The sequence below is a fragment of the Pseudanabaena sp. FACHB-1998 genome (assembly GCF_014696355.1).
Classification (GTDB): domain Bacteria; phylum Cyanobacteriota; class Cyanobacteriia; order Pseudanabaenales; family Pseudanabaenaceae; genus Pseudanabaena.
The window spans coordinates 18,538-39,577 of sequence record NZ_JACJQA010000029.1; the positions used below are offsets into that span (position 1 = coordinate 18,538).

Consider the following 21,040-nt stretch of genomic DNA (forward strand, 5'->3'; position numbering starts at 1 on the left):
AGATTAACTGACTACTTCAGCAATTTCAATTACTTGACCATCGGGATCTTTAACTAAAAAGTTAAGGGGCTTTTCACTACGAACTTTGTGCTTGATGCCCTTGATCTGAATCTGTAGGAGCAGTTGTTCCACACAATCACGGTTAAAGCAAATATGTCGCCCTCGGTTACTATCGGTGGCGTTTGCCCCGGGAACTATGTGTAGTTGTACATTTTTCTTTAGCTGATACCATGCACCTTCCATGTCTGCGGAATATTTGGATTTAGCAGTTCGTGCCGTAGCAGGAATATAAATCGGATCAGCAGGTGCGCCCATGCCGTATTCATAGCCATAGTAGTAATGTAGCGGCACATCGGCGATCGGCAGTTTTAATTCGCCTTCATAAAAATATCGCGCTTGATCGAGGTTAGAAACCATGATCGTATGTACTTTTGGTGCGCTGGTGAGGAACATCCACATCGCAACAGCATATGCACCAAGCAACATAACCATGATGCCTTGAGTAGAAAACAGTGACTCCATCGTAAAGCAACTACATATTTAAGAGACTTAGCTTTTTAGTTTAACGCAAGTGTCATAGCTTTAAGTGACAAACTACACGATCTCCGAGATTCTCGTTACGCAAATAGTTTTTTAAAAGTTCGCCTACGGCGAACTTTTAAAAAACTATTTGCGTAGTTTCTAGAATAAGGGTGCTGGAAGCACCAAAATTGTTTTCATAGTGAGAATTGTGGATTCAGACAATTATTAACTACCCCTTGACATTTAAAGCTCATATACGTTAGAGTTATGTGCTTATGTCTAGAATTAAAGATAGACATATACTCCGCCCACTAAAACTGCAGTCATTAGTGCATGAATAAGCCTACTCTTGTTACTCCTGCCTTCGTTCTACCAGATCTTGTAGAAATCCAGCGGGAGAGTTTTCGATGGTTCCTAGAAGAAGGACTTATTGAAGAGCTTGAGAGTTTCTCACCGATTACAGATTATACGGGCAAAATGGAACTCCATTTCATTGCCAAAGATTATAAGCTCAAGCGTCCAAAATATAGTGTTGATGAGTCCAAACGTCGGGATGCCACCTATGCCGTACAGATGTACGTTCCCACAAGGCTCATTAATAAAGAAACAGGAGAAATAAAAGAACAAGAAGTTTTCATTGGCGATCTGCCTCTGATGACAGATCGTGGAACCTTTATTATCAACGGCGCTGAGCGAGTCATCGTCAATCAGATTGTCCGTAGTCCTGGGGTTTATTATAAACAAGAAATCGATAAGAATGGTCGTCGTACCTACAACGCCAGCCTCATTCCTAACCGAGGCGCGTGGCTGAAGTTTGAAACTGACAAGAATGATCTTGTATGGGTACGCATTGACAAAACTCGTAAACTTTCCGCACAGGTACTGCTCAAAGCGATCGGCTTAAGTGATGCCGAAATTCTGGATGCGCTCACTCACCGTGAGTACTTCCAAAAAACCATTGATAAAGAAGGTCAATTTGACGAAGATGAAGCACTCAAAGAGCTTTATCGTAAGCTGCGTCCAGGCGAGCCACCCACAGAGTCGGGTGGGCGTGAACTATTGCGATCGCGCTTTTTTGATCCCAAACGTTATGACCTCGGTAAAGTAGGACGTTACAAGCTCAACAAAAAGTTGCGTTTGAACACACCTGATACCACCAGAGTATTAACCGAAAAAGATATTCTCACTGCGATTAACTACTTGATCAACCTCAAGTTTGACATAGGTGAAATCGATGATATTGACCACTTAGGCAACCGTCGCGTGCGTTCCGTCGGCGAATTGCTGCAAAACCAAGTCCGTGTTGGGCTGAACCGTCTGGAAAGAATCATTCGTGAACGGATGACAGTTTCGGATGTAGATGCTCTCACTCCTGCCTCTTTGGTCAACCCTAAGCCGTTAGTTGCCGCAATCAAGGAATTCTTTGGTTCCAGCCAACTGTCGCAGTTTATGGATCAAACCAATCCTCTGGCTGAGTTAACTCACAAACGTCGTCTTAGCGCCCTTGGTCCAGGGGGGCTGACTCGTGAACGCGCAGGCTTCGCAGTGCGTGATATTCACCCTAGTCACTACGGTCGCATCTGCCCCATCGAAACACCTGAAGGACCTAACGCTGGTCTGATTGGTTCTTTGGCAACCCACGCTCGTGTAAATCAATACGGCTTCATCGAAACTCCTTATTACGCCGTCGAAAATGGCAAGGTTCTTAAGAACGAAGAACCTGTCTACATGACCGCCGATGAAGAAGATGAATTCCGCGTAGCTCCTGGTGACGTAGCCACTAACGATGAAGGCTATATTTTTAGCGAAATTGTCCCAATTCGTTATCGTCAAGAATGGGGTACGGCTTCTCCTGAAGAAATCGATTATGTCGCGGTTTCACCCGTACAGATCATCTCCGTAGCAACATCGCTGATTCCTTTCCTTGAGCATGATGATGCTAACCGCGCCCTGATGGGATCGAACATGCAACGTCAAGCCGTTCCTCTCTTGCGTCCTGAGCGGCCTCTCGTTGGTACTGGACTGGAAGCTCAAGCTGCACGGGACTCAGGGATGGTAATCGTCTCGCGAGTTACAGGCGAAGTTTCCTATGTATCCGCCGATGAAATTCGCGTCAAGGCTGATGATACAGGTCTAGAAAGCATCTACCGTCTGCAAAAGTATCAGCGTTCCAACCAAGACACCTGCTTAAATCAGCGTCCTCTGGTATGGGTTGGCGATACTGTCGTAGCGGGACAAGTGCTTGCTGATGGTTCAGCGACTGAAGGTGGTGAAATTGCCCTTGGTCAGAACATTCTGGTCGCTTATATGCCTTGGGAAGGCTACAACTATGAAGACGCAATTCTGATTAATGAGCGTCTGGTAATTGATGATGTTTACACTTCGATTCACGTTGAGAAATACGAAATTGAAGCTAGACAAACCAAACTTGGTCCCGAAGAAATCACTCGCGAAATTCCTAACGTTGGTGAAGATTCTCTGCGGAACCTTGATGAACAAGGCATTATCCGCATTGGTGCTTGGGTAAGTTCTGGAGAAATTCTTGTTGGAAAGGTTACTCCTAAGGGTGAATCCGATCAACCTCCTGAAGAAAAACTCCTCAGAGCAATCTTTGGTGAAAAGGCGCGTGATGTACGAGATAACTCTTTGCGCGTACCTAACGGTGAAAAAGGTCGAGTCGTTGATGTGCGCGTATTTACTCGCGAACAAGGCGATGAGTTACCTCCTGGGGCAAACATGGTCGTCCGTGTCTATGTTGCTCAAAAGCGCAAGATTCAAGTCGGCGACAAGATGGCAGGTCGTCACGGAAATAAGGGCATTATTTCGCGAATTTTGCCGAAGGAAGATATGCCTTTCTTGCCCGACGGCACTCCCCTTGACATCGTCTTGAATCCTCTAGGTGTACCTTCTCGGATGAATGTCGGACAGGTATTTGAATGCTTGCTCGGTTGGGCTGCCGAAAACTTGAATGCTCGCTTTAAGATTGTACCTTTCGATGAAATGTACGGTGAAGAAGCGTCTCGAGAATTGGTACATGGTCAGCTAGAACACGCTCGCAAACATACTGGCAAGGATTGGATCTTCAACGATGGATTCCCCGGTAAATTGACCGTCTATGACGGACGCACTGGTGAACCCTTTGATCAACCTGTAACCGTTGGTAAGGCATACATGCTGAAACTAGTTCACCTTGTTGATGACAAAATCCATGCGCGATCAACGGGTCCTTACTCTCTGGTTACGCAGCAGCCCCTCGGTGGTAAAGCCCAGCAAGGTGGTCAGCGATTCGGAGAAATGGAAGTATGGGCTTTAGAAGCCTTCGGTGCTGCCTATATTCTCCAAGAACTTCTCACAGTCAAGTCTGATGATATGACAGGACGTAATGAGGCTCTGAATGCGATCGTTAAAGGTCATGCCATTCCTCGCCCTGGTACGCCTGAATCCTTTAAGGTATTGGTACGCGAACTACAATCTCTCTGCTTGGATGTGTCAGTACACAAGCTCTCTGAGGATGGTAGCAACCAAGATACCGAAGTTGATCTAATGGTGGATGTTGGCTCTCGCCGCACCCCTAGTCGTCCAACCTACGAGTCTATTTATAGAGGCGACATTAACTTTGATGAGGATGATGACTAATCCCTAAGATGAGCGTCGCTAAGCGACGCTCATCTTCATCTCTGAAATTTTTATCGATTAAGTAAGCAATCAATTAGCACGCATTCAAAATTAAGGACGTTGTAACGTATGGCGAAAGTGGAACAGCGATTTGACTATGTCAAGATTGGCTTGGCATCACCCGATCGCATTCGTAAATGGGGCGAACGTGTTCTACCAAATGGCAGTTTGGTTGGTGAAGTCACAAAACCTGAAACAATTAATTACCGCACACTCAAGCCAGAAATGGATGGCTTATTTTGTGAGCGGATTTTTGGTCCTGCAAAGGATTGGGAATGCCATTGTGGTAAATATAAGCGTGTGCGTCATCGTGGTATTGTTTGCGAACGCTGCGGTGTAGAAGTTACGGAGTCGCGAGTACGCCGTCATCGCATGGGCTTTATTAAGCTCGCCGCTTCAGTTACCCATGTGTGGTATCTCAAGGGTATTCCTAGCTATATGGCGACCCTCCTTGATATGCCTTTACGTGATGTGGAGCAAATTGTCTACTTTAATGCCTACGTTGTCCTCAATCCTGGAATTGAAACTGAGGTAGATGGGGTTGTTGTATCCGTCAATAGCCGTGAAATTCGGATTCGGGGCATTGATGGCGTAGAACGCGCTCACTTGCTGCATCCAAAGCATTTACCATCGGTTCAGGAGAATCAAGTGGTTGAAGCTGGGGAGGCGATCGCTACGGCTTACAATCTCTCTTACAAACAGCTATTGACTGAAGATCAATGGATTGATCTTGAAGATCAAATCTATGCTGAAGATCCTGTCTTAGATGGTATTGAAGTTGGTATTGGCGCTGAAGCGATTAAGCAGTTATTACAAAATATTAATCTTGAGAAAGAAGCTGAGCGTCTTCGTACCGATATTGAGAATTCCAAGGGTCAAAAACGCGCCAAATTAATCAAGCGTTTACGCGTGGTTGATAATTTTGTGGCGACTGGTTCTAAGCCGGACTGGATGGTACTAGATGTCATTCCTGTGATTCCGCCTGACTTGCGCCCAATGGTGCAGTTAGATGGTGGTCGTTTTGCCACCAGCGACTTGAATGATCTTTATCGTCGCGTGATCAATCGTAATAACCGTCTGGCACGTTTACAAGAAATTCTCGCTCCTGAAATTATCGTCCGTAATGAAAAACGGATGTTGCAAGAGGCTGTTGATGCGTTGATCGATAACGGTCGCCGTGGTCGGACAGTGGTGGGCGCAAATAATCGTCCCCTCAAGTCTCTCTCCGATATTATCGAAGGTAAGCAAGGTCGTTTCCGTCAAAACTTGCTCGGTAAACGGGTTGACTATTCGGGACGTTCGGTTATCGTCGTTGGTCCCAATCTCAAGATTCACCAATGTGGTTTGCCTAAGGAAATGGCGATCGAGCTATTCCAGCCCTTTGTAATTCATCGCCTGATCAAAACAGGTTTGGTGAATAACATCAAAGCTGCCAAGAAGCTGATTCAGCGTAATGATCCAGCCGTTTGGGACGTACTAGAGGATGTGATCCGCGAACACCCCGTCATGCTGAACCGCGCTCCGACGCTTCACCGTTTAGGTATTCAAGCCTTTGAACCCTTGCTAGTTAGTGGTCGTGCCATTCAATTACATCCCCTTGTTTGTCCTGCCTTTAACGCCGACTTTGACGGTGACCAAATGGCGGTTCACGTTCCGCTATCCATTGAGGCTCAGGCGGAGGCACGTCTGTTGATGTTGGCTTCTAACAACATCCTTTCCCCTGCCACAGGTCGTCCGATTGTCACACCTAGCCAAGATATGGTTTTAGGCTGTTACTATCTCACTACCGAAAATCCCTATACCCAAAGGGGTGAAGGACGTTACTTCGCCAATTTCAATGATGTGGTGATGGCTTACGAACAGAAGGAAATTGATATCCATTCCAGTGTATGGGTTCGTTTTGAGGGTCTCATTGAAGGTCAGGGCGAAGAGAAGGACAGCGAAGAACCTAAGGTTACGGTTTTAGAGGATGGTACTAAAGTTAAAGAATTTCCATTCCGCCGTATTCGCGAAGATGCTGAAGGTGGCTTGATTTCGCAGTATGTCAAAACTACTCCTGGGCGCGTAATTTTCAATCAGGCAATTTACGCATCACTGGCTAGCTAAATGTTATGAAAAACAGTGCTTGGCACTGTTTTTCATACAGCATAAAAATTTGAACTAATTACAAGATTATTTAATAGCTTAATACCATGGCAGATTTCACGATTAGCAACACGGATTCGCCTGAAGAAAAGAAGCCTCAACGCTTTATTAATCGCACCATTGACAAAGGACAATTAAAAAAGCTGATTGCTTGGGCTTTTACTCATTATGGAACTACTAGCGCTGCCAATGTTGCTGACCAACTGAAGGCGCTAGGTTTTCGCTATGCAACTCAGGCTGGGATATCAATTAGTATTGATGACTTGCAAGTACCTGCTAGTAAGAAAGCATTGCTAGCGGCGGCGGAACAAGAGATTGAAGAAACCGCTAACCGTTATGTCCGAGGCGAGATTACAGAAGTAGAACGGTTCCAAAAGGTAATTGATACATGGAACGTGGCTAACGAAAATCTCAAGGATGAGGTGGTGAAAAACTTTAAGAGTAATAACCCTCTTAACTCCGTCTACATGATGGCGTTCTCGGGAGCGCGGGGTAACATTTCGCAGGTGCGTCAGCTAGTCGGTATGCGTGGTTTGATGGCAGATCCTCAAGGGGAAATCATCGATTTACCTATTAAAACTAACTTCCGTGAAGGTCTGACTGTTACCGAGTACATCATTTCCTCTTACGGTGCGCGGAAAGGACTAGTAGATACGGCGCTCAGAACGGCTGACTCTGGATACCTCACCCGTCGTCTGGTAGACGTATCGCAGGATGTGATCGTTCGGGAAAATGATTGCGGTACTACTCGCGGCATTAGACTCAAGGCGATGCGTGATGGCGAAAAGACTTTAATTAAGCTGTCCGATCGCCTATTTGGTCGTGTCGCTGCTGAAGATATTGTCGATCCGAAAACGGGCGAAGTGATCGTCATGCGTAACCAAGAGATTTCGGAAGATCTTTCCTTGGCGGCGCAAAAAGCTGGCGTTGAAGAAGTCTGTGTTCGTTCCGCCTTTACCTGTGAATCGACGCGATCAGTTTGTCAGATGTGCTATGGCTGGAGCTTGGCTCATGCTGAATTAGTAGACATTGGTGAAGCCGTCGGAATTATTGCCGCGCAGTCCATTGGTGAACCTGGTACACAGCTAACCATGCGTACCTTCCACACGGGTGGTGTATTTACAGGAGAAGTTGCTGAACAACAACGCGCCCCCCATGATGGTGTGGTTAAGTACAGCAAGAAGCTGAAAGTTCGCCCTATGCGTACTCGTCATGGTGAAGATGCGTTCATCGTCGAATCTAATGGTGATTTCACCCTTGAAAGTTCTGAAGGTAAGCGCGTTTATGCCGTTACCCAAGGTTCGACTTTATTGGTAAGTGATGGACAGAAGGTCACTCCAAATCAATTAATGGCTGAGGTGTCGGTCACAGGTAAGACTTCCCGTAAGACTACGGAGAAAGCAACCAAGGCGCTCAATACTGGGTTGGCTGGTGAAGTTCTTTTCTCGGATCTAGCGATCGAAGAGAAGAAAGACCGTCAAGGAAACACTAGTTATGTCGCTCGTGGTGAAAAAGGTCGGGTTTGGGTCTTAGCGGGTGAAGTGTATAACTTGCCCCCTGGTGCTGAGCCAACTGTGAAGAATGAATCTCAAGTCCATGAAGGTGATGTTTTAGCGGAAACCCGTTTGATCACTGAGCATGGTGGTGTGGTGCGTCTGAGTGAAGAAGATAGTCGCCATAACCGTGAAGTGGAAATTATTACCGCTTCTGTGGTTCTTGATCAGGCGATCGTTAAGGAAGAGAGCTATCAAGGACGCGAGCATTATGTTCTCGAAACCCAAGGTGGTCAAAGCTTCTCCCTCAAGGCTTCCCCCGGAACTAAGCTGACGAATAATCAGGTGGTTGCGGAACTAATTGACGATACTTATCACACGAAGAGTGGCGGTATCATCAAGTTTGCGGGTGTGGAAGTTGCTAAGCGCAGTAAAGGCAAACAGGGCTATGAGGTCGTCAAGGGCGGTACTTTGCTCTGGGTTCCTGAAGAAACCCATGAAGTCAACAAGGATGCTTCGTTGTTAATGGTGGAAGAAAACCAGTTCATCGAAGCTGGTACTGAAGTTGTTAAGGATATCTTCAGCCAAACGGCAGGCGTTGTGGAAGTATTCCAAAAGAACGATATTTTGCGCGAAATCGTGATCAAACCAGGGGATTTACACTTGGTGGATGATCCTCAAACGGCGATGCAAAAGAATGGTTCTTTGGCTTACCCTGGCACAGAAATCATGCCCGGTTTGACCTCGCCTGAGTTGCGTTATGTGGAATATCTAGACTCGACTGAAGGTCCCGCGTTGCTGTTGCGTCCTGTGGAAGAGTACCAAGTCCCTGATGTGCCTACGGTTCCTAGCCAAGAGTCGGTTAACCAAGAAGGTCGTTCCATTGGTTTACGCGCTGTGCAACGGATTCCTTATAAGGATGGCGATCGCGTTAAAGCGATTGATAGCGTTGAGCTACTCAAAACCCAATTGTTGTTAGAAGTTGATACCGACGCGCCCCAATTGGCCGCCGATATCGAGTTTATTCCCAACGACAAAGACCCCGGTAGCTTGCGTTTACAACTGGTAATTCTGGAATCCCTTGTGATTCGTCAAGACACCTCTGGCGATCCTGCCCATAGCAACTCGCGGACTCGTCTGCTGGTAAACGATGGCGATCGCATTGACCCTGGTGCAGTTGTGGCTCGTACCGAAATCCTGTGTAAACGTGCAGGACAAATTCGTGGTATTCGCCAAGGCTCGGAAGTAGTCCGCCGCTTACTCGTAGTCACTGAAGCCGATTGCATCACTACCGATTGTCCAAATCCTAGTGTGAAATCTGGCGATCTTTTAAGAGCAGGTGACGAAATTGGGGCAGGCGTAATTACGGAAGAATCAGGTCAAGTCCTCAAAGTGGAAGATGGCAAGGTCGTTTTCCGTATTGGTCGTCCTTACCTCGTCTCTCCTGGAGCCTTGCTGCAAATCCATGATGCTGACCTTGTACAACGGGGTGACAACATCGCGCTACTAGTATTTGAGCGTGCAAAAACAGGAGACATTATCCAAGGGCTACCTCGGATTGAAGAACTTCTTGAAGCCCGTAAGCCCAAGGAAATGTGCGTCCTTGCCCGTACCTCAGGTACTGCCCAAGTTACCTATGACTCTGACGATAATCCTGAAGTTAAGATTCTTGGTGATGATGGCACATTGGATGATGACTATTCCTTCAATGCTGGTCAGAGTGTGATCATCTCCGATGGTCAAAAGGTCTTGGCAGGTGAAGCGATTACCGATGGACCCGCGAATCCCCACGACATTCTCGACATTTACTTCCATGCTTATAAGGAATCCCTTGGCGTTCGTCAAGCGGCGCTCATCGGCTTGCAGAAGGTACAAGAGTTCTTGATGAACGAAGTCCAATCGGTATACCAATCTCAAGGGGTTGATATTTCCGATAAGCACATTGAAGTAATCGTCAAGCAGATGACCTCCAAGGTACGCATTGAGGATGGTGGCGACACCACTCGTTTACCTGGTGAACTGGTGGAACTCCATCAAGTTGAGCAAATCAACGAAGCGATGGATATTACAGGCGGAGCACCTGCGGACTATACGCCTGTGTTGATGGGTATTACCAAGGCTAGTTTGAATACCGATAGCTTTATCTCGGCGGCGAGTTTCCAAGAAACCACTCGTGTTCTTACAGAAGCAGCGATCGAAGGTAAATCTGACTGGTTGCGTGGTCTGAAGGAAAACGTAATTATCGGTCGTCTGATTCCTGCGGGTACTGGCTTCAATGCTTACGATACGCCAATCGTCGATGTGGAGACTGGCTATGAGCCAGACCTTGGCTATGACGAAGAGGCGGATGATGTGATCATTGATGACAATACTGCTCGTAATTATCAAATCATTGAACCTCGAGTTGAGCCAATCCGTGTCATTGATAAGCCTCGCAGTCGTCGCAGCTTTGACGATGAGCTAGTGGATGATGATGTGGAATTTGATGATGATGACGAAGAAGAAGATGACGATGATTTCGAGGATGAGGATTAATTGACTAAAAGAGGGTTCGCCGACGCGAACCCTCTTTTATGAGGAAAAATTTGAAAGTGTTGCAAAGCAACACTTTCAAATTTTTCTTAGTTCGCCTTTGAGCGCAGAGCGCTGTAAAATTAGACCTAATTACGATCGCAGCAAGCATGAAGTACCAAGCCCGTATATTTGTTACCCTCCGTCCATCAGTACTCGATCCCGCAGGCACGGCTGTTCAGTCCGCCCTCAAGCAAATGGACTATCACGTTGACTCAGTTCGTATCGGTAAGTATGTAGAAATCATTCTTGATGCAGATAACGAAACCGAAGCATCTCAGAAACTGGATGAAGCTGCGGATAAGCTATTGGCAAATCCTGTCATCGAAAATTACCGCGTTGAATTAACCCCGATCGCCTAGGAATTAAACATAGGAATTGACAATATGAAATTTGGTATTCTCGTATTCCCCGGTTCCAACTGCGATCGCGATGTTGCCACGGTTACTAGTGGAATTCTGCAACAACCCACTAGATTGATCTGGCATAGTGACACCGATATTAGCGATTGCGATGTAATTGTTGTACCAGGGGGATTTAGCTACGGTGATTATCTACGCTGTGGGGCGATCGCCAGATTTGCACCTGTAATGAAATCTTTGCAAGAACACGCCGCCAAAGGTAAATATGTACTGGGCATTTGTAATGGATTCCAGATTTTAACTGAATCAGGCTTATTACAAGGCGCATTAGTTAGAAATCGCGATTTACACTTTATTTGCGATCGCGCACCGTTGCGAGTTGAGCGCAATGATTTAGCTTTTACCAAGAAATATCAAAAGCAACAGGTAATTTCTCTACCAATCGCTCATGGAGAAGGTTGCTATTTTGCGGATCCGGATACTCTTAAAGAACTTGAAGACAATCATCAAGTTGTATTCCGTTATAGCGATGCGATCGGCAATATCAACGATGCCGCTAATCCTAATGGCTCAATATCCAACATTGCAGGGATTTGCAATAAACAGGGTAACGTTCTGGGAATGATGCCCCATCCTGAACGTGCTGCTGAAGGGATTTTGGGCGGTACTGATGGTAAGGCTTTATTTGAAGGACTGCTGGAAGGGTTGTTAGTCAATGCCTAGCCTTTATTTGATCCGTCATGGCATTGCTGAAGATCGGGAGAATTATGAGGATGATACTCTGCGTCCTTTAACCGATGAGGGGCGAAAAAAAACCAAACAAGTTGCCAAGCGTCTTTATGATTTAGGCTTGCGCTTTGACCTATTGCAAACTAGCCCCTTAGTTCGCGCTCAACAGACCGCCGAGATATTTACGAATGTCTTTAGTAGTCCTGTGCAGCAATCCTCGGAACTTGCGCCCGAAGGTAACTTTGAAACATGGCTCCAGTGGGCTACAGAATGGATTTCTCAGCATCCCCAACCTGCTAGAGCATCTTTAGGGATAATCGGTCATGAACCCGACCTAACTACTTGGGCGGAAATACTGATATGGGGAGAGTCTAAGGGAGCCTTAGTACTAAAGAAAGCTGGCATTATTGGTTTAGTCTTGCCTGAAACTCAACCTTGGAAAAGCAATGGAATTTTGTTTCTATCGATTCCACCCAAGCTACTTATTTGAGGCAAGAAACCCCACAGAGAGAAACAGAGCTTCGCTCTGTTTCTCTCTGTGGGGTTAGCTTTCTGGTTCACTATTAATTTCAATATCTAGAGTATCTTCGTCAATCTGGACATACAGCACGTTAGGCTGACAGCAAACTTGACAATCCTCGACATAGGACTGCTGTGATCCTGCACTTATATCAATAAATGTTGTGTTGGTCTCTCCACAGAAAGCACAGGTATAGTCGGCAGTATCTTGCATATTTTCAGAAATCAGGAGCCTTGATAGTATAGCCATATTTGCTTTTTCTAATCAGGCAATTAACCAACAAGTTAGCGCCGCCGCGATCGCATCTGCCGCATCATCGGGACGAGGAACCGCATCAAGTCCAAGTTCCCGCTTAACGGCTTCCTGCACATCACTTTTATCCGCATTCCCATGCCCCGTTAAAGCTTGCTTAATCTGCGGTGGTGAGAATTCAATTGGTTCGATTTTGTGCTGATTTAAGACTAAGACAATTACCCCCCTTGCCTGCGCCACATTCACCAAATTTCCCATCCGATAAAAAAACAGTTTTTCCATTCCTACCACTTGGGGCTGAAACTGCTCGATTAAGGTATGCATATCTTCGTAAATAGTTTTGAGGCGATCGCCAATGGGTGTTTGTTTTGGGGTGACGATTGTGCCGAATTCCAATAACTTGGGCGAAGCAGGCTTTTCAACTTCGATTAATCCAAATCCGACAATTGCTAAGCCTGGATCTATTCCTAAAATTTTCATGTAAATAATCTTATCAGAATTTGCTGCGTAGTAATTAAGTCTTTGCCGTAAAAAATTTAGATAGTGCGCGGCGATGCCGCGCACTATCTAAATTTTTTACGGCAAAGACTTAATTATTAGGAGGATGCTTTATGACAACGTAACGCATCAATTATTAATTACTTAAAAATGGTGGTTTACGCGCTCACTAACCCATTTATCAACATTAAGTTAAGAGTTTTATTATTAAGTAAAAAAATTTATAAAAAATATTAGGATTTAGACTCAAGGAAGATAAATGAAACATCGCGCACAAACCTCAAGACAGAAAATGTCTAATCTCAATTGACGAAAAATGTATACCGAAAAGCGTAATTAGGAGAACCTATGAAAAAGTATTTAGGATTTGTTGTTGCCACTTTTCTTTTAGTTGAAGGCTTTGGGGTTGGCTCCGCGATCGCGGGAGACAAGTATGGCGCAGTCGCAACTGGTCCAGATGGAGCCTATGGCTATGCTTACAATTACAATAGTCAAGACGAAGCGGAGGCAAGAGCGCTTTATGAGTGCGGTAGTACCTGCTCTGTAAAAGTTTGGTTTGCCAATGCTTGCGGTGCTGTGGCTAAAGGCGGCGGTTATTTGGGATGGGCTTGGAATGCTGATGAAACAGCCGCAAAAGCGAATGCTCTAGCTCAATGTGGTAATTCTAGTTGTGAAATTGCAGTTTGGGCATGTACCGATCGCTAATCCGCCTAATAATCACTAAAACATTACCTGTTTAGTCTTTGGTTGGTACAGAAAAATTTTGAAAAAGCTGGTTTAGCCAGCTTTTTCAAAATTTTTCTGGGTTTGAAAGAAATCGCAAAACTTTACATCTTCTCGAAAAATGACAATTATAGCTGTTGCCATTCTTGTGAGGACACAAACCCAGAAGGGAGTTGCGGCGCGAAGCGCCGCAACTCCCTTCTGGGTTTGTGATTTGTCTTAATACAAGTGACCCCAGCTATAAAACTATAAAAAGGGAGTAGGCAGTTTGTGTCCGCTCCCTTTTTATGGTTTTATACGATTGCATCAGGCATATAAAAACTTAGTCTGAGATGCTTTTGGGATATCTGTAAGGCTTTTAAGCTATAATGGCAAAGTGTTTTTAGATATTTAATCAAAACACATCCTAAAGCATCATCAAGAGCGCTATCAACAAATCAAAATGACTTTCTTTGATTTGTTGCCGCAATCTTAACGCTACATATTTCTGGAGTTGTTTACCTTCATGCCTGAGATCGTTACAGAAACTTACAATGCCAATCAGATCCAAGTATTAGAGGGTCTAGAAGCAGTTCGTAAACGACCTGGGATGTACATCGGGTCAACTGGGCCTAAAGGATTACATCACTTAGTTTTTGAAGTTGTTGACAACAGCGTAGACGAAGCTCTAGCAGGACACTGCGATCGCATCTTAGTCGAACTGCTTCCCGATGGATCGGTTTGTGTTTCCGACAATGGTCGGGGTATCCCCATCGATACTCACCCCAAAACTGGCAAATCTGCCCTTGAAACCGTTCTCACCGTTCTCCATGCAGGCGGTAAATTTGGGGATGGTGGCTACAAAGTTTCAGGGGGATTGCACGGTGTCGGTATTTCCGTGGTGAATGCCCTTTCGGAATGGGTGGAAGTATCAGTTTGGAGGTTGGATAAAGTCCACAACCAAAGATATGAAAGGGGATTTCCCGTCACAGAGCTAATAGCTAGTAAGAGCAAAGAAGTGGAGCCTCGCCGTGGGACACAAGTCCGCTTCAAGCCTGATTCCCAAATCTTTACCACCCAAACAGAATTTGAATATGATATTCTCGCGAGTCGTCTCAAAGAGCTTGCCTATCTGAATGCGGGTGTAAAAATCGAATTTTGCGATCGCCGAGGTGCAGAACTTCGCACAGATATCTACCGTTATGAGGGAGGCATTCGTGAATATGTCGCTTACATGACTCGCGATAAAGAACCCATCCATCCCGACATCATCTATGTCAATGGCGAACGCGATAATGTAGCTGTAGAAGTTGCCCTGCAATGGTGCATTGACTCTTACAATGACAACGTTCTCGGATTTGCCAATAATATTCGTACCATTGATGGCGGAACCCACCTAGAAGGTTTAAAAACGGTTCTTACCCGTACCATTAACTCCACGGCTAGACGACTCAAGAAGATCAAAGAAAATGAATCAAACCTAGCAGGGGAAAACGTTCGCGAAGGTTTAACCGCCGTAATCTCCGTGAAAGTTGCCGATCCTGAGTTTGAGGGACAAACTAAGACAAAATTAGGCAACACCGAAGTACGCGGGATCGTTGATTCCTTCGTTGGTGAAGTTCTCAATGAATACCTAGAATTTCATCCTAATGTTGCCACCTCAATTATTGAGAAAGCACTGCAAGCTTTTAATGCTGCTGAAGCTGCTCGTCGCGCCCGTGAACTGGTACGCCGCAAGTCAGCGCTAGAGTCTTCGACCTTACCAGGAAAACTTGCCGACTGTAGCTCTCGCGATCCTAAAGAATCAGAAATCTTCATTGTTGAGGGTGATTCCGCAGGTGGAAGTGCAAAGCAAGGACGCGATCGCCACTATCAAGCGATTTTGCCTCTACGCGGAAAAGTTCTTAACATTGAACGCGCCGATGACAGCAAAATCTATAAAAACAATGAAATTCAAGCTCTAATTACTGGTTGTGGGCTGGGAATTAAAGGCGAAGATTTTAACGAATCCCAATTGCGCTACCACAAAATCATTCTTCTCGCTGATGCAGACGTAGATGGCGCACATATTCGTACCCTTTTGCTGACATTTTTCTATCGCTATCAAAGAGAGCTACTTGATCGCGGCTATATCTATATCGGCTGTCCTCCGCTCTATAAGCTGGAGCGTGGTAAAACTGCTCAGTATTGCTATAGCGATCGCGAACTCCAAAAAGTGATTGAATCTTTCCCCCCTAATGCTAATTACAACATTCAGCGCTTTAAGGGATTAGGTGAAATGATGCCTCAGCAGCTCTGGGAAACTACCATGAATCCTGCAACGCGATCGCTCAAACGTCTCACCATCGAAGATGCCGCCGAAGCAGATCGGATATTCACAATCCTCATGGGTGATAAAGTCGCCCCCCGTCGAGAATTTATCGAAACCTACGGCTCTAAATTAAACCTCACCGACTTAGATATTTAAAATAAAAAAGAGTTGTGAAGCTTTGCTTCACAACTCTTTTTTGAATATATAGCAATCTTAAATGAGTCATGGGAAACAAAAGCTTAAAACTAGGGGCTTAAGCCCCTTACCTTTCTCTCAAATGAAATAGTATATCCTTGGTGTAATCCCAAATGAAGAAATGGCGTACCATTTTTTCATTTGGGATTACAGTTTATTAAAACTTTTTAAAACTCCAGAAATTTTTCAAAAGGCTTGCAAAGCAAGCCTTTTGAAAAATTTCTGGAGTTTTAAAAAGCCCAAAACGCTCGATCTTCCATAAATCTAAAAATCATAAATGATTTAGGGATGTTATATAAATGTAAGTCTTAATGTAAGTCAATTAACAAGAGCTATAAAACTATGCCAAAACTAGACTTTGGGTGCGGACAAAAGAAAACGGCTGGATTTATTGGACTAGATGTATTTGAAGGAAAAGATATAGATGTAGTCCATAATTTCAATATATTTCCCTACCCATTTTCAGACAACTATTTTGATGAAATTGTTTGCAACTCTTCCCTTGAACATGTCGATGATTTTATGCAAACGGTAGTAGAATTACATCGCATTGCTAAGCCAAATGCCTCGATCAAGATTTTTTGTCCGCATTATTCCAGTGCAGATGCCTATCGAGATCCCACCCATAAAACTTTTTTTGCCTACACAACTTTTAATACATTTGCGGGAGGAGGCTCTTACATTTCTCCCTATAATGGCATGTTTAAAATTGCCCAACGTAGCTTTGGGCTACCAGAAAACACGGGATTCATAAAAACTTTATTTAAAAAATTCTTTAACTCGATTCCCGACTTATATGAACATCGTCTTTGTTGGATTTTTCCCGCCCAGACCATCTATTACGAGTTAGTAGTTTTAAAGTAATGAATCACCATAACGTAACTGTAGTAAGTGATATTGAGCCGAAAGAGCAAGAATTGCCTTTTTTTAAGCCTGCTGAGGCGTGGGGGCTCATTTTATTGTTCTGCGTCATCACAGCAATATTGCTACTAATCGGCGGAGCTGGCTCTAGAGTGCTGAACGTTTCGTTTCCGCTGGGAGCTTTTTTAATTGGATGGCGATTGTATTTTCGCTATCCAATACTTTATACAGGCTTTGTATGGTGGCTATTTTTTCTGACACCCTTAGTTCGTCGGATTGCGGATTGGAAGGCAGGTTCTTTAATCGATCCTAGTCCTATTTTACTAACCCCATATTTACCCACGATCATTTCCGCCCATACACTTTATTTCAATATATCGAAAACCAGAGAACAAGGATCGGCTCCTTTTATCCTAGCGATCGCTGGCGTTATGTATGGATTTTTGATAGGGCTAATTAATAACTCCGATAGAATCCCTTCTGTAACTGTTGCTTTCCTAGAATGGATGAGTCCGATTATATTTGCCTATCACATATACGTTAATTGGAAACGCTACCCCGAATACGCCCGTAATATCCAACGGGTATTTTTATGGGGAGTAATAGTTATGGGGGTATATGGCATATTTCAATTTCTAACTGCTCCCGAATGGGATCGCTTTTGGCTAATCAATTCGCCAATTAAATCTAGTGCAGGTCAGCCAGTTCCTCTAGGAATTAGGGTTTGGAGTACGATGAATGCCCCCGGTCCATTTGCTTACTATATGGCTGCTGGATTGACTATTTTACTCAATACCAAAAATGCTTTAGTGGTTCCTGCTGCGGGTTCGGGAGCCTTAGCTTTTTTACTGAGTATAGTGAGAACTAGCTGGATAGGATGGTTTTTGGGAATAATGACTATGATTGGTAGCATAAAGCCTAAACAAAGAAAAAAACTTTTTCTTTCCTTAATTTGCTTGCTTATATTAATAATTCCGTTAGCAACTATAGAGCCATTCTCTAACACAATTACTGCAAGGATGTCTACGCTATCAAATATCAACGAGGATGGTAGCTTTCAGGCTCGCCAATATCTCTATAATGCCTTAATTGACGAGGCTATTGTGAGCTTTGTGGGTAGTGGTATTGGCACGGCTGAAGGCTATGATAGTGCGGTTTTAGCGATGTTATTTAATCTAGGATGGATAGGCTGTATTCCTTATATTGGTAGCTTAATATTGCTGACGATCGCCCTTTTTAATAGCCCTTCAAATTCTAAAGAAATGTTCCCCTCTATAGTTAAGGCGATCGTCTTTCAATCCATATTCTATCTATTTGCAGGAGCTTCTATGAAAGCAGCAACAGGGATGTTGCTGTGGTCATTTTTATCCTTTGGATTTGCTCAGAGTAAATATCAGTATTACGATCTTCAATTAAAAGCAATGAGTGCGATCGCCAAAAAAACTGCTAATACTATTTAGTAAATCCAGAAAATAGAGAGTTTAGAAAGAGAGAGATTTCCAGGCGATCGCTAACGTTGAAGAAATCAAGAGGAACCACTCCATCGGTATGCCGACTAACTACGCCAAAACCTAGACGGGCGCGGCGATAGTTGAGAACTAAAGGACTATTTGCTGTTAAGGGCTGTCGTAACCAGTTATCAAAATTGCTTGCACTTGCCATACGATCGCTCATGGATTTGACGATAGCCGCAGTGCGCTCGTCGGGTAAACTGCGCGACGCAAAGACATAGGCTCTTTCTAATAACTTATCGCGCAAATTTGGGGTTAGCCAAGCTGCTACTACCATTTCTAAAGGAGTTTGAGGATTTTGTTTAACCGATTGCAAAGCATTGCTGTCATTGCCGATCGCCTTAGCGAGTAGTAGGGCTGTGGGATTGCCTGTTTCCTTAAGTTCTTTTACCGCATTAGGATTACCATTCCACCATCGGAGGGCGGCGAGATTTAGCTTGTTGCGGGGATCTTGAACGTAGGCAGCTTCTAGATTTGCAACGATCTGTGGATAGAGCGATTGAAAAGGAGCTTCTGTCCAGATTGGGCTGGTGATAAAGATGGGATCGTTGATTACTTCTGTAGTCATAGCGGCGATCGCTTCTGAAGTTTTACCCTGTCGCCATAGACTTACGCCTAAGCCAAAGGAGAGCGATCGCTTATTGGGTATAAGTTCTAAACCACGTCGAAAATAGGTTTCGGCTTCTTGGACAGAATCGGGCGTATTTTGTTGGAGACTGAGCCATGCGGCGGCGTTATAACCAGCTTCGTTATGGGGATTAATCGCGATCGCCCGTTTAATGGAGGCTAGTCCTTCTTTTTGCCATGTTTGCGCCTGTGGCAAACTGGCATAATTAGCCGCTAAATCTGCTAAATTCCAACCGAGTTGATAGGGATAGTAAGGTTCCCAAGGCGCGAGTTGTTGAGCTAACTTGAGCCGATCTTGGAACTTATCAAGGTTGGCGATCGCCTCAGACAGATATTCCTGATTGCCTGATTTCAGGGAAACAACTAGGTCAGATTTGCCCCTAGAGAGATAAATAAAACCAACATTAGAGGCTTGCCAAGCGGTATTTACAGGGGCTAGCCAAGCGATCGCCAGTCCTAAATAAACAGTAGCGATTATTGATAGCCATACACGCGGTTGTCTGTGATAGCCAAGGGTAACTAATTGTCCTGTATGAATTTGTCCTAAATATGCTAAGGTTGCCAAGATCACCACCAAACTACCGCTAATGGCAGGCACATCTAATTGATAGTCCGTCAGTGCTAGGGTTCCATAGCCGATCAAACTGCCAAATAGTCCGTAGGCGATCGCCTGTTCCTGTGGATTTTTTTGCCAACTGGCAGAGCGATGTAATTTGATAAACAGACTCGTGATTGCCAAGATCAAAAAGACACTCGTTATAATCGCGCCAATCCCTAATTCTGCCCAAAGTTGCATCGGTGTACTATGCAATTGAAAGAGAAGTTCGGCTTCTCGCTCAGCCCATTGGGGGCGATATTGCTGATAGAGCATAATGGTCGAACCTGCGCCTGCCCCAAATAGCCAATGCTCTAAACCAATGCGTAAACCAACATCGGCGGCGATCGTTCTAAACAGCAATTCCCCAGAGCCTTGAGTAGGATTGCTCGAATTTGCAATTAATCCCCCAATTAGCGATCGCAAACGATTATTTGCCACAATTAAGCCACTTAATAGGGCAAGTGCGCCCCCACTAAGGAGCAAGGCTCCGCCTTTGTGACGACTACGCAATAGAGCCACAACAATTCCATAGAGTGCGATCGCGCCTAATCCTAAAAATCCTCCCCGTGAACTGGTGGTATATAAATCTAAAATTCCTAAGCCAATCCCCGTTAGCCATAGCGATCGCCAAATCCCCTTCTGGGCGATCGCCAAACTCATCAATATGGGTAAAACCAGCATGAGATAACCAGCCACATAATTTTGATGCCCCATCGGAGCCCAATTACGAGATTCCAAATCTGTAAAATCGTAAGTGAGGTTCAGCCCCCATTGATTTAGCTTGGCTAATTTGCCTAGCTGTGGCAGCCAAGTCTGGGTTGTCCAGAGGAATAGACTTTCTATAATTACTGCTATTCCTAAGAGTCCTTGAAATTTCAAAATGGGCAAGACCTGAGAATTTTCCTCTTTGTCCTCTTTACGAATCTCTAAGCGTGACTTTGGCGGCGCTACATGCAAAAAATTATTAGTGGTATATAAGGCGATGAAATAGCCAAATGCTGTCAAGCTATACCACATAGCCTGATTGGGAAATTGCGAAAACATTGTCGATAGACACAAGGTCACTAAGCCAGCGCCGATCGCCCAGTCCAAGCCATTACCTAATAGATAAAAGGGTTTACCGATGCGCCATAAATTTAGCAAAGCGGCGATCGCCAAGCAGAGCAGACCTACTTGCCAAAGCAGCACCCAAGGAAAGGCAACCATTTGGGTACTACTGTCAGGTAGCAAGGTAAACAAAATATAGGCGGCTATACCCAACTGGATGATTAATCGACCTGTACTCATAGAAAATTCAATTAGGGGTTAATTACGGGTTAATTATGTGTTTGTTGTATGTTGATTGTGCGAATACAGCTATTACCTGTCCTTTACAGAATGGCGTAGGCATTTTGTGTTTTGGTATTAGTTGCTAAAAATGGGAAAATATTCTCATCGCTAAAGAAAAAATATTAGGCGATCGCTAATA

14 protein-coding genes are annotated in these 21,040 nt (G+C 44.6%); 10 read left to right on the forward strand and 4 right to left on the reverse strand.

Translation table 11 applies throughout. The features are described from left to right. Positions 1 to 3 precede the first annotated feature (3 nt). On the reverse strand, positions 4 to 522 hold the full coding sequence (locus tag H6F42_RS13065; protein ID WP_190399808.1) for a glyoxalase-like domain protein: 519 nt from the start codon (positions 520 to 522) through the stop codon (positions 4 to 6). A gap of 333 nt (positions 523 to 855) precedes the next feature. Here H6F42_RS13065 and rpoB point away from each other — a divergent pair, with 333 nt between their 5' ends. The 6 genes from rpoB to sixA all read left to right on the forward strand — a co-directional run bounded on the left by rpoB (position 856) and on the right by sixA (position 11,987). Then, entirely contained in the window at positions 856 to 4,158 is a 3,303-nt protein-coding gene (gene rpoB, locus H6F42_RS13070; protein ID WP_190399809.1) for a DNA-directed RNA polymerase subunit beta, read from the forward strand. 108 nt (positions 4,159 to 4,266) lie between these two features. Continuing rightward, positions 4,267 to 6,303 carry a DNA-directed RNA polymerase subunit gamma gene (gene rpoC1 / locus H6F42_RS13075; protein ID WP_190399810.1) on the forward strand — a complete coding sequence of 679 codons (2,037 nt, stop codon included), beginning with the start codon at positions 4,267 to 4,269 and terminating at the stop codon, positions 6,301 to 6,303. 86 nt (positions 6,304 to 6,389) lie between these two features. Continuing rightward, complete coding sequence (locus H6F42_RS13080; RefSeq protein ID WP_190399811.1) at positions 6,390 to 10,370, forward strand: DNA-directed RNA polymerase subunit beta'; 3,981 nt, start codon at positions 6,390 to 6,392, stop codon at positions 10,368 to 10,370. A gap of 146 nt (positions 10,371 to 10,516) precedes the next feature. Further along, complete coding sequence (gene purS, locus H6F42_RS13085; RefSeq protein ID WP_190399812.1) at positions 10,517 to 10,768, forward strand: phosphoribosylformylglycinamidine synthase subunit PurS; 252 nt, start codon at positions 10,517 to 10,519, stop codon at positions 10,766 to 10,768. 24 nt (positions 10,769 to 10,792) lie between these two features. Further along, positions 10,793 to 11,491 carry a phosphoribosylformylglycinamidine synthase subunit PurQ gene (gene purQ / locus H6F42_RS13090; RefSeq protein ID WP_190399813.1) on the forward strand — a complete coding sequence of 233 codons (699 nt, stop codon included), beginning with the start codon at positions 10,793 to 10,795 and terminating at the stop codon, positions 11,489 to 11,491. Continuing rightward, entirely contained in the window at positions 11,484 to 11,987 is a 504-nt protein-coding gene (gene sixA / locus H6F42_RS13095) for a phosphohistidine phosphatase SixA (protein ID WP_190399814.1), read from the forward strand. The genes purQ and sixA overlap by 8 nt, the downstream gene beginning before the upstream one ends. Before the next feature lie 54 nt (positions 11,988 to 12,041). Here sixA and H6F42_RS13100 read toward each other — a convergent pair whose 3' ends face one another. Both H6F42_RS13100 and ruvC read right to left on the reverse strand, forming a co-directional pair. Next, positions 12,042 to 12,230: a CPXCG motif-containing cysteine-rich protein gene (locus H6F42_RS13100; protein WP_190399835.1), complete on the reverse strand. Its 189-nt coding sequence runs from the start codon at positions 12,228 to 12,230 to the stop codon at positions 12,042 to 12,044. Positions 12,231 to 12,281: 51 nt separating this feature from the next. Next, complete coding sequence (gene ruvC / locus H6F42_RS13105; protein ID WP_190399815.1) at positions 12,282 to 12,749, reverse strand: crossover junction endodeoxyribonuclease RuvC; 468 nt, start codon at positions 12,747 to 12,749, stop codon at positions 12,282 to 12,284. Positions 12,750 to 13,115: 366 nt separating this feature from the next. On the opposite strand from ruvC, the gene H6F42_RS13110 reads away from it, so the two are divergent. The 4 genes from H6F42_RS13110 (at position 13,116) to H6F42_RS13125 (ending at position 18,296) form a co-directional block, all read left to right on the forward strand. After that, the gene (locus H6F42_RS13110) at positions 13,116 to 13,472 is read left to right on the forward strand and encodes a DUF4189 domain-containing protein (protein WP_190399816.1); all 357 of its coding nucleotides are present in this window, start codon (positions 13,116 to 13,118) and stop codon (positions 13,470 to 13,472) included. A 523-nt stretch (positions 13,473 to 13,995) separates the two neighbouring features. Continuing rightward, positions 13,996 to 15,936, forward strand: a complete 1,941-nt coding sequence (gyrB, locus tag H6F42_RS13115) for a DNA topoisomerase (ATP-hydrolyzing) subunit B (RefSeq protein ID WP_190399817.1) — start codon at positions 13,996 to 13,998, stop codon at positions 15,934 to 15,936. 381 nt (positions 15,937 to 16,317) lie between these two features. Further along, positions 16,318 to 16,839 (forward strand): methyltransferase domain-containing protein, encoded by a 522-nt coding sequence (locus tag H6F42_RS13120; protein WP_190399818.1) that lies wholly within the window; start codon positions 16,318 to 16,320, stop codon positions 16,837 to 16,839. After that, positions 16,839 to 18,296, forward strand: a complete 1,458-nt coding sequence (locus tag H6F42_RS13125; protein WP_190399819.1) for an O-antigen ligase domain-containing protein — start codon at positions 16,839 to 16,841, stop codon at positions 18,294 to 18,296. The genes H6F42_RS13120 and H6F42_RS13125 overlap by 1 nt, the downstream gene beginning before the upstream one ends. Here the strand turns inward: H6F42_RS13125 and H6F42_RS13130 are convergent. Beyond that, the gene (locus H6F42_RS13130; protein ID WP_190399820.1) at positions 18,289 to 20,859 is read right to left on the reverse strand and encodes an O-antigen ligase family protein; all 2,571 of its coding nucleotides are present in this window, start codon (positions 20,857 to 20,859) and stop codon (positions 18,289 to 18,291) included. The two genes, H6F42_RS13125 and H6F42_RS13130, sit on opposite strands and share 8 nt — an antisense overlap. Positions 20,860 to 21,040 lie beyond the last annotated feature (181 nt).

Coding starts and splice junctions, on each gene's coding strand:
- H6F42_RS13065 (WP_190399808.1), bottom strand. CDS start 522: ATGGAGTCACTGTTTTCTACTCAAGGCATCATGGTTATGTTGCTTGGT.
- rpoB (WP_190399809.1), top strand. CDS start 856: ATGAATAAGCCTACTCTTGTTACTCCTGCCTTCGTTCTACCAGATCTT.
- rpoC1 (WP_190399810.1), top strand. CDS start 4,267: ATGGCGAAAGTGGAACAGCGATTTGACTATGTCAAGATTGGCTTGGCA.
- H6F42_RS13080 (WP_190399811.1), top strand. CDS start 6,390: ATGGCAGATTTCACGATTAGCAACACGGATTCGCCTGAAGAAAAGAAG.
- purS (WP_190399812.1), top strand. CDS start 10,517: ATGAAGTACCAAGCCCGTATATTTGTTACCCTCCGTCCATCAGTACTC.
- purQ (WP_190399813.1), top strand. CDS start 10,793: ATGAAATTTGGTATTCTCGTATTCCCCGGTTCCAACTGCGATCGCGAT.
- sixA (WP_190399814.1), top strand. CDS start 11,484: ATGCCTAGCCTTTATTTGATCCGTCATGGCATTGCTGAAGATCGGGAG.
- H6F42_RS13100 (WP_190399835.1), bottom strand. CDS start 12,230: ATGCAAGATACTGCCGACTATACCTGTGCTTTCTGTGGAGAGACCAAC.
- ruvC (WP_190399815.1), bottom strand. CDS start 12,749: ATGAAAATTTTAGGAATAGATCCAGGCTTAGCAATTGTCGGATTTGGA.
- H6F42_RS13110 (WP_190399816.1), top strand. CDS start 13,116: ATGAAAAAGTATTTAGGATTTGTTGTTGCCACTTTTCTTTTAGTTGAA.
- gyrB (WP_190399817.1), top strand. CDS start 13,996: ATGCCTGAGATCGTTACAGAAACTTACAATGCCAATCAGATCCAAGTA.
- H6F42_RS13120 (WP_190399818.1), top strand. CDS start 16,318: ATGCCAAAACTAGACTTTGGGTGCGGACAAAAGAAAACGGCTGGATTT.
- H6F42_RS13125 (WP_190399819.1), top strand. CDS start 16,839: ATGAATCACCATAACGTAACTGTAGTAAGTGATATTGAGCCGAAAGAG.
- H6F42_RS13130 (WP_190399820.1), bottom strand. CDS start 20,859: ATGAGTACAGGTCGATTAATCATCCAGTTGGGTATAGCCGCCTATATT.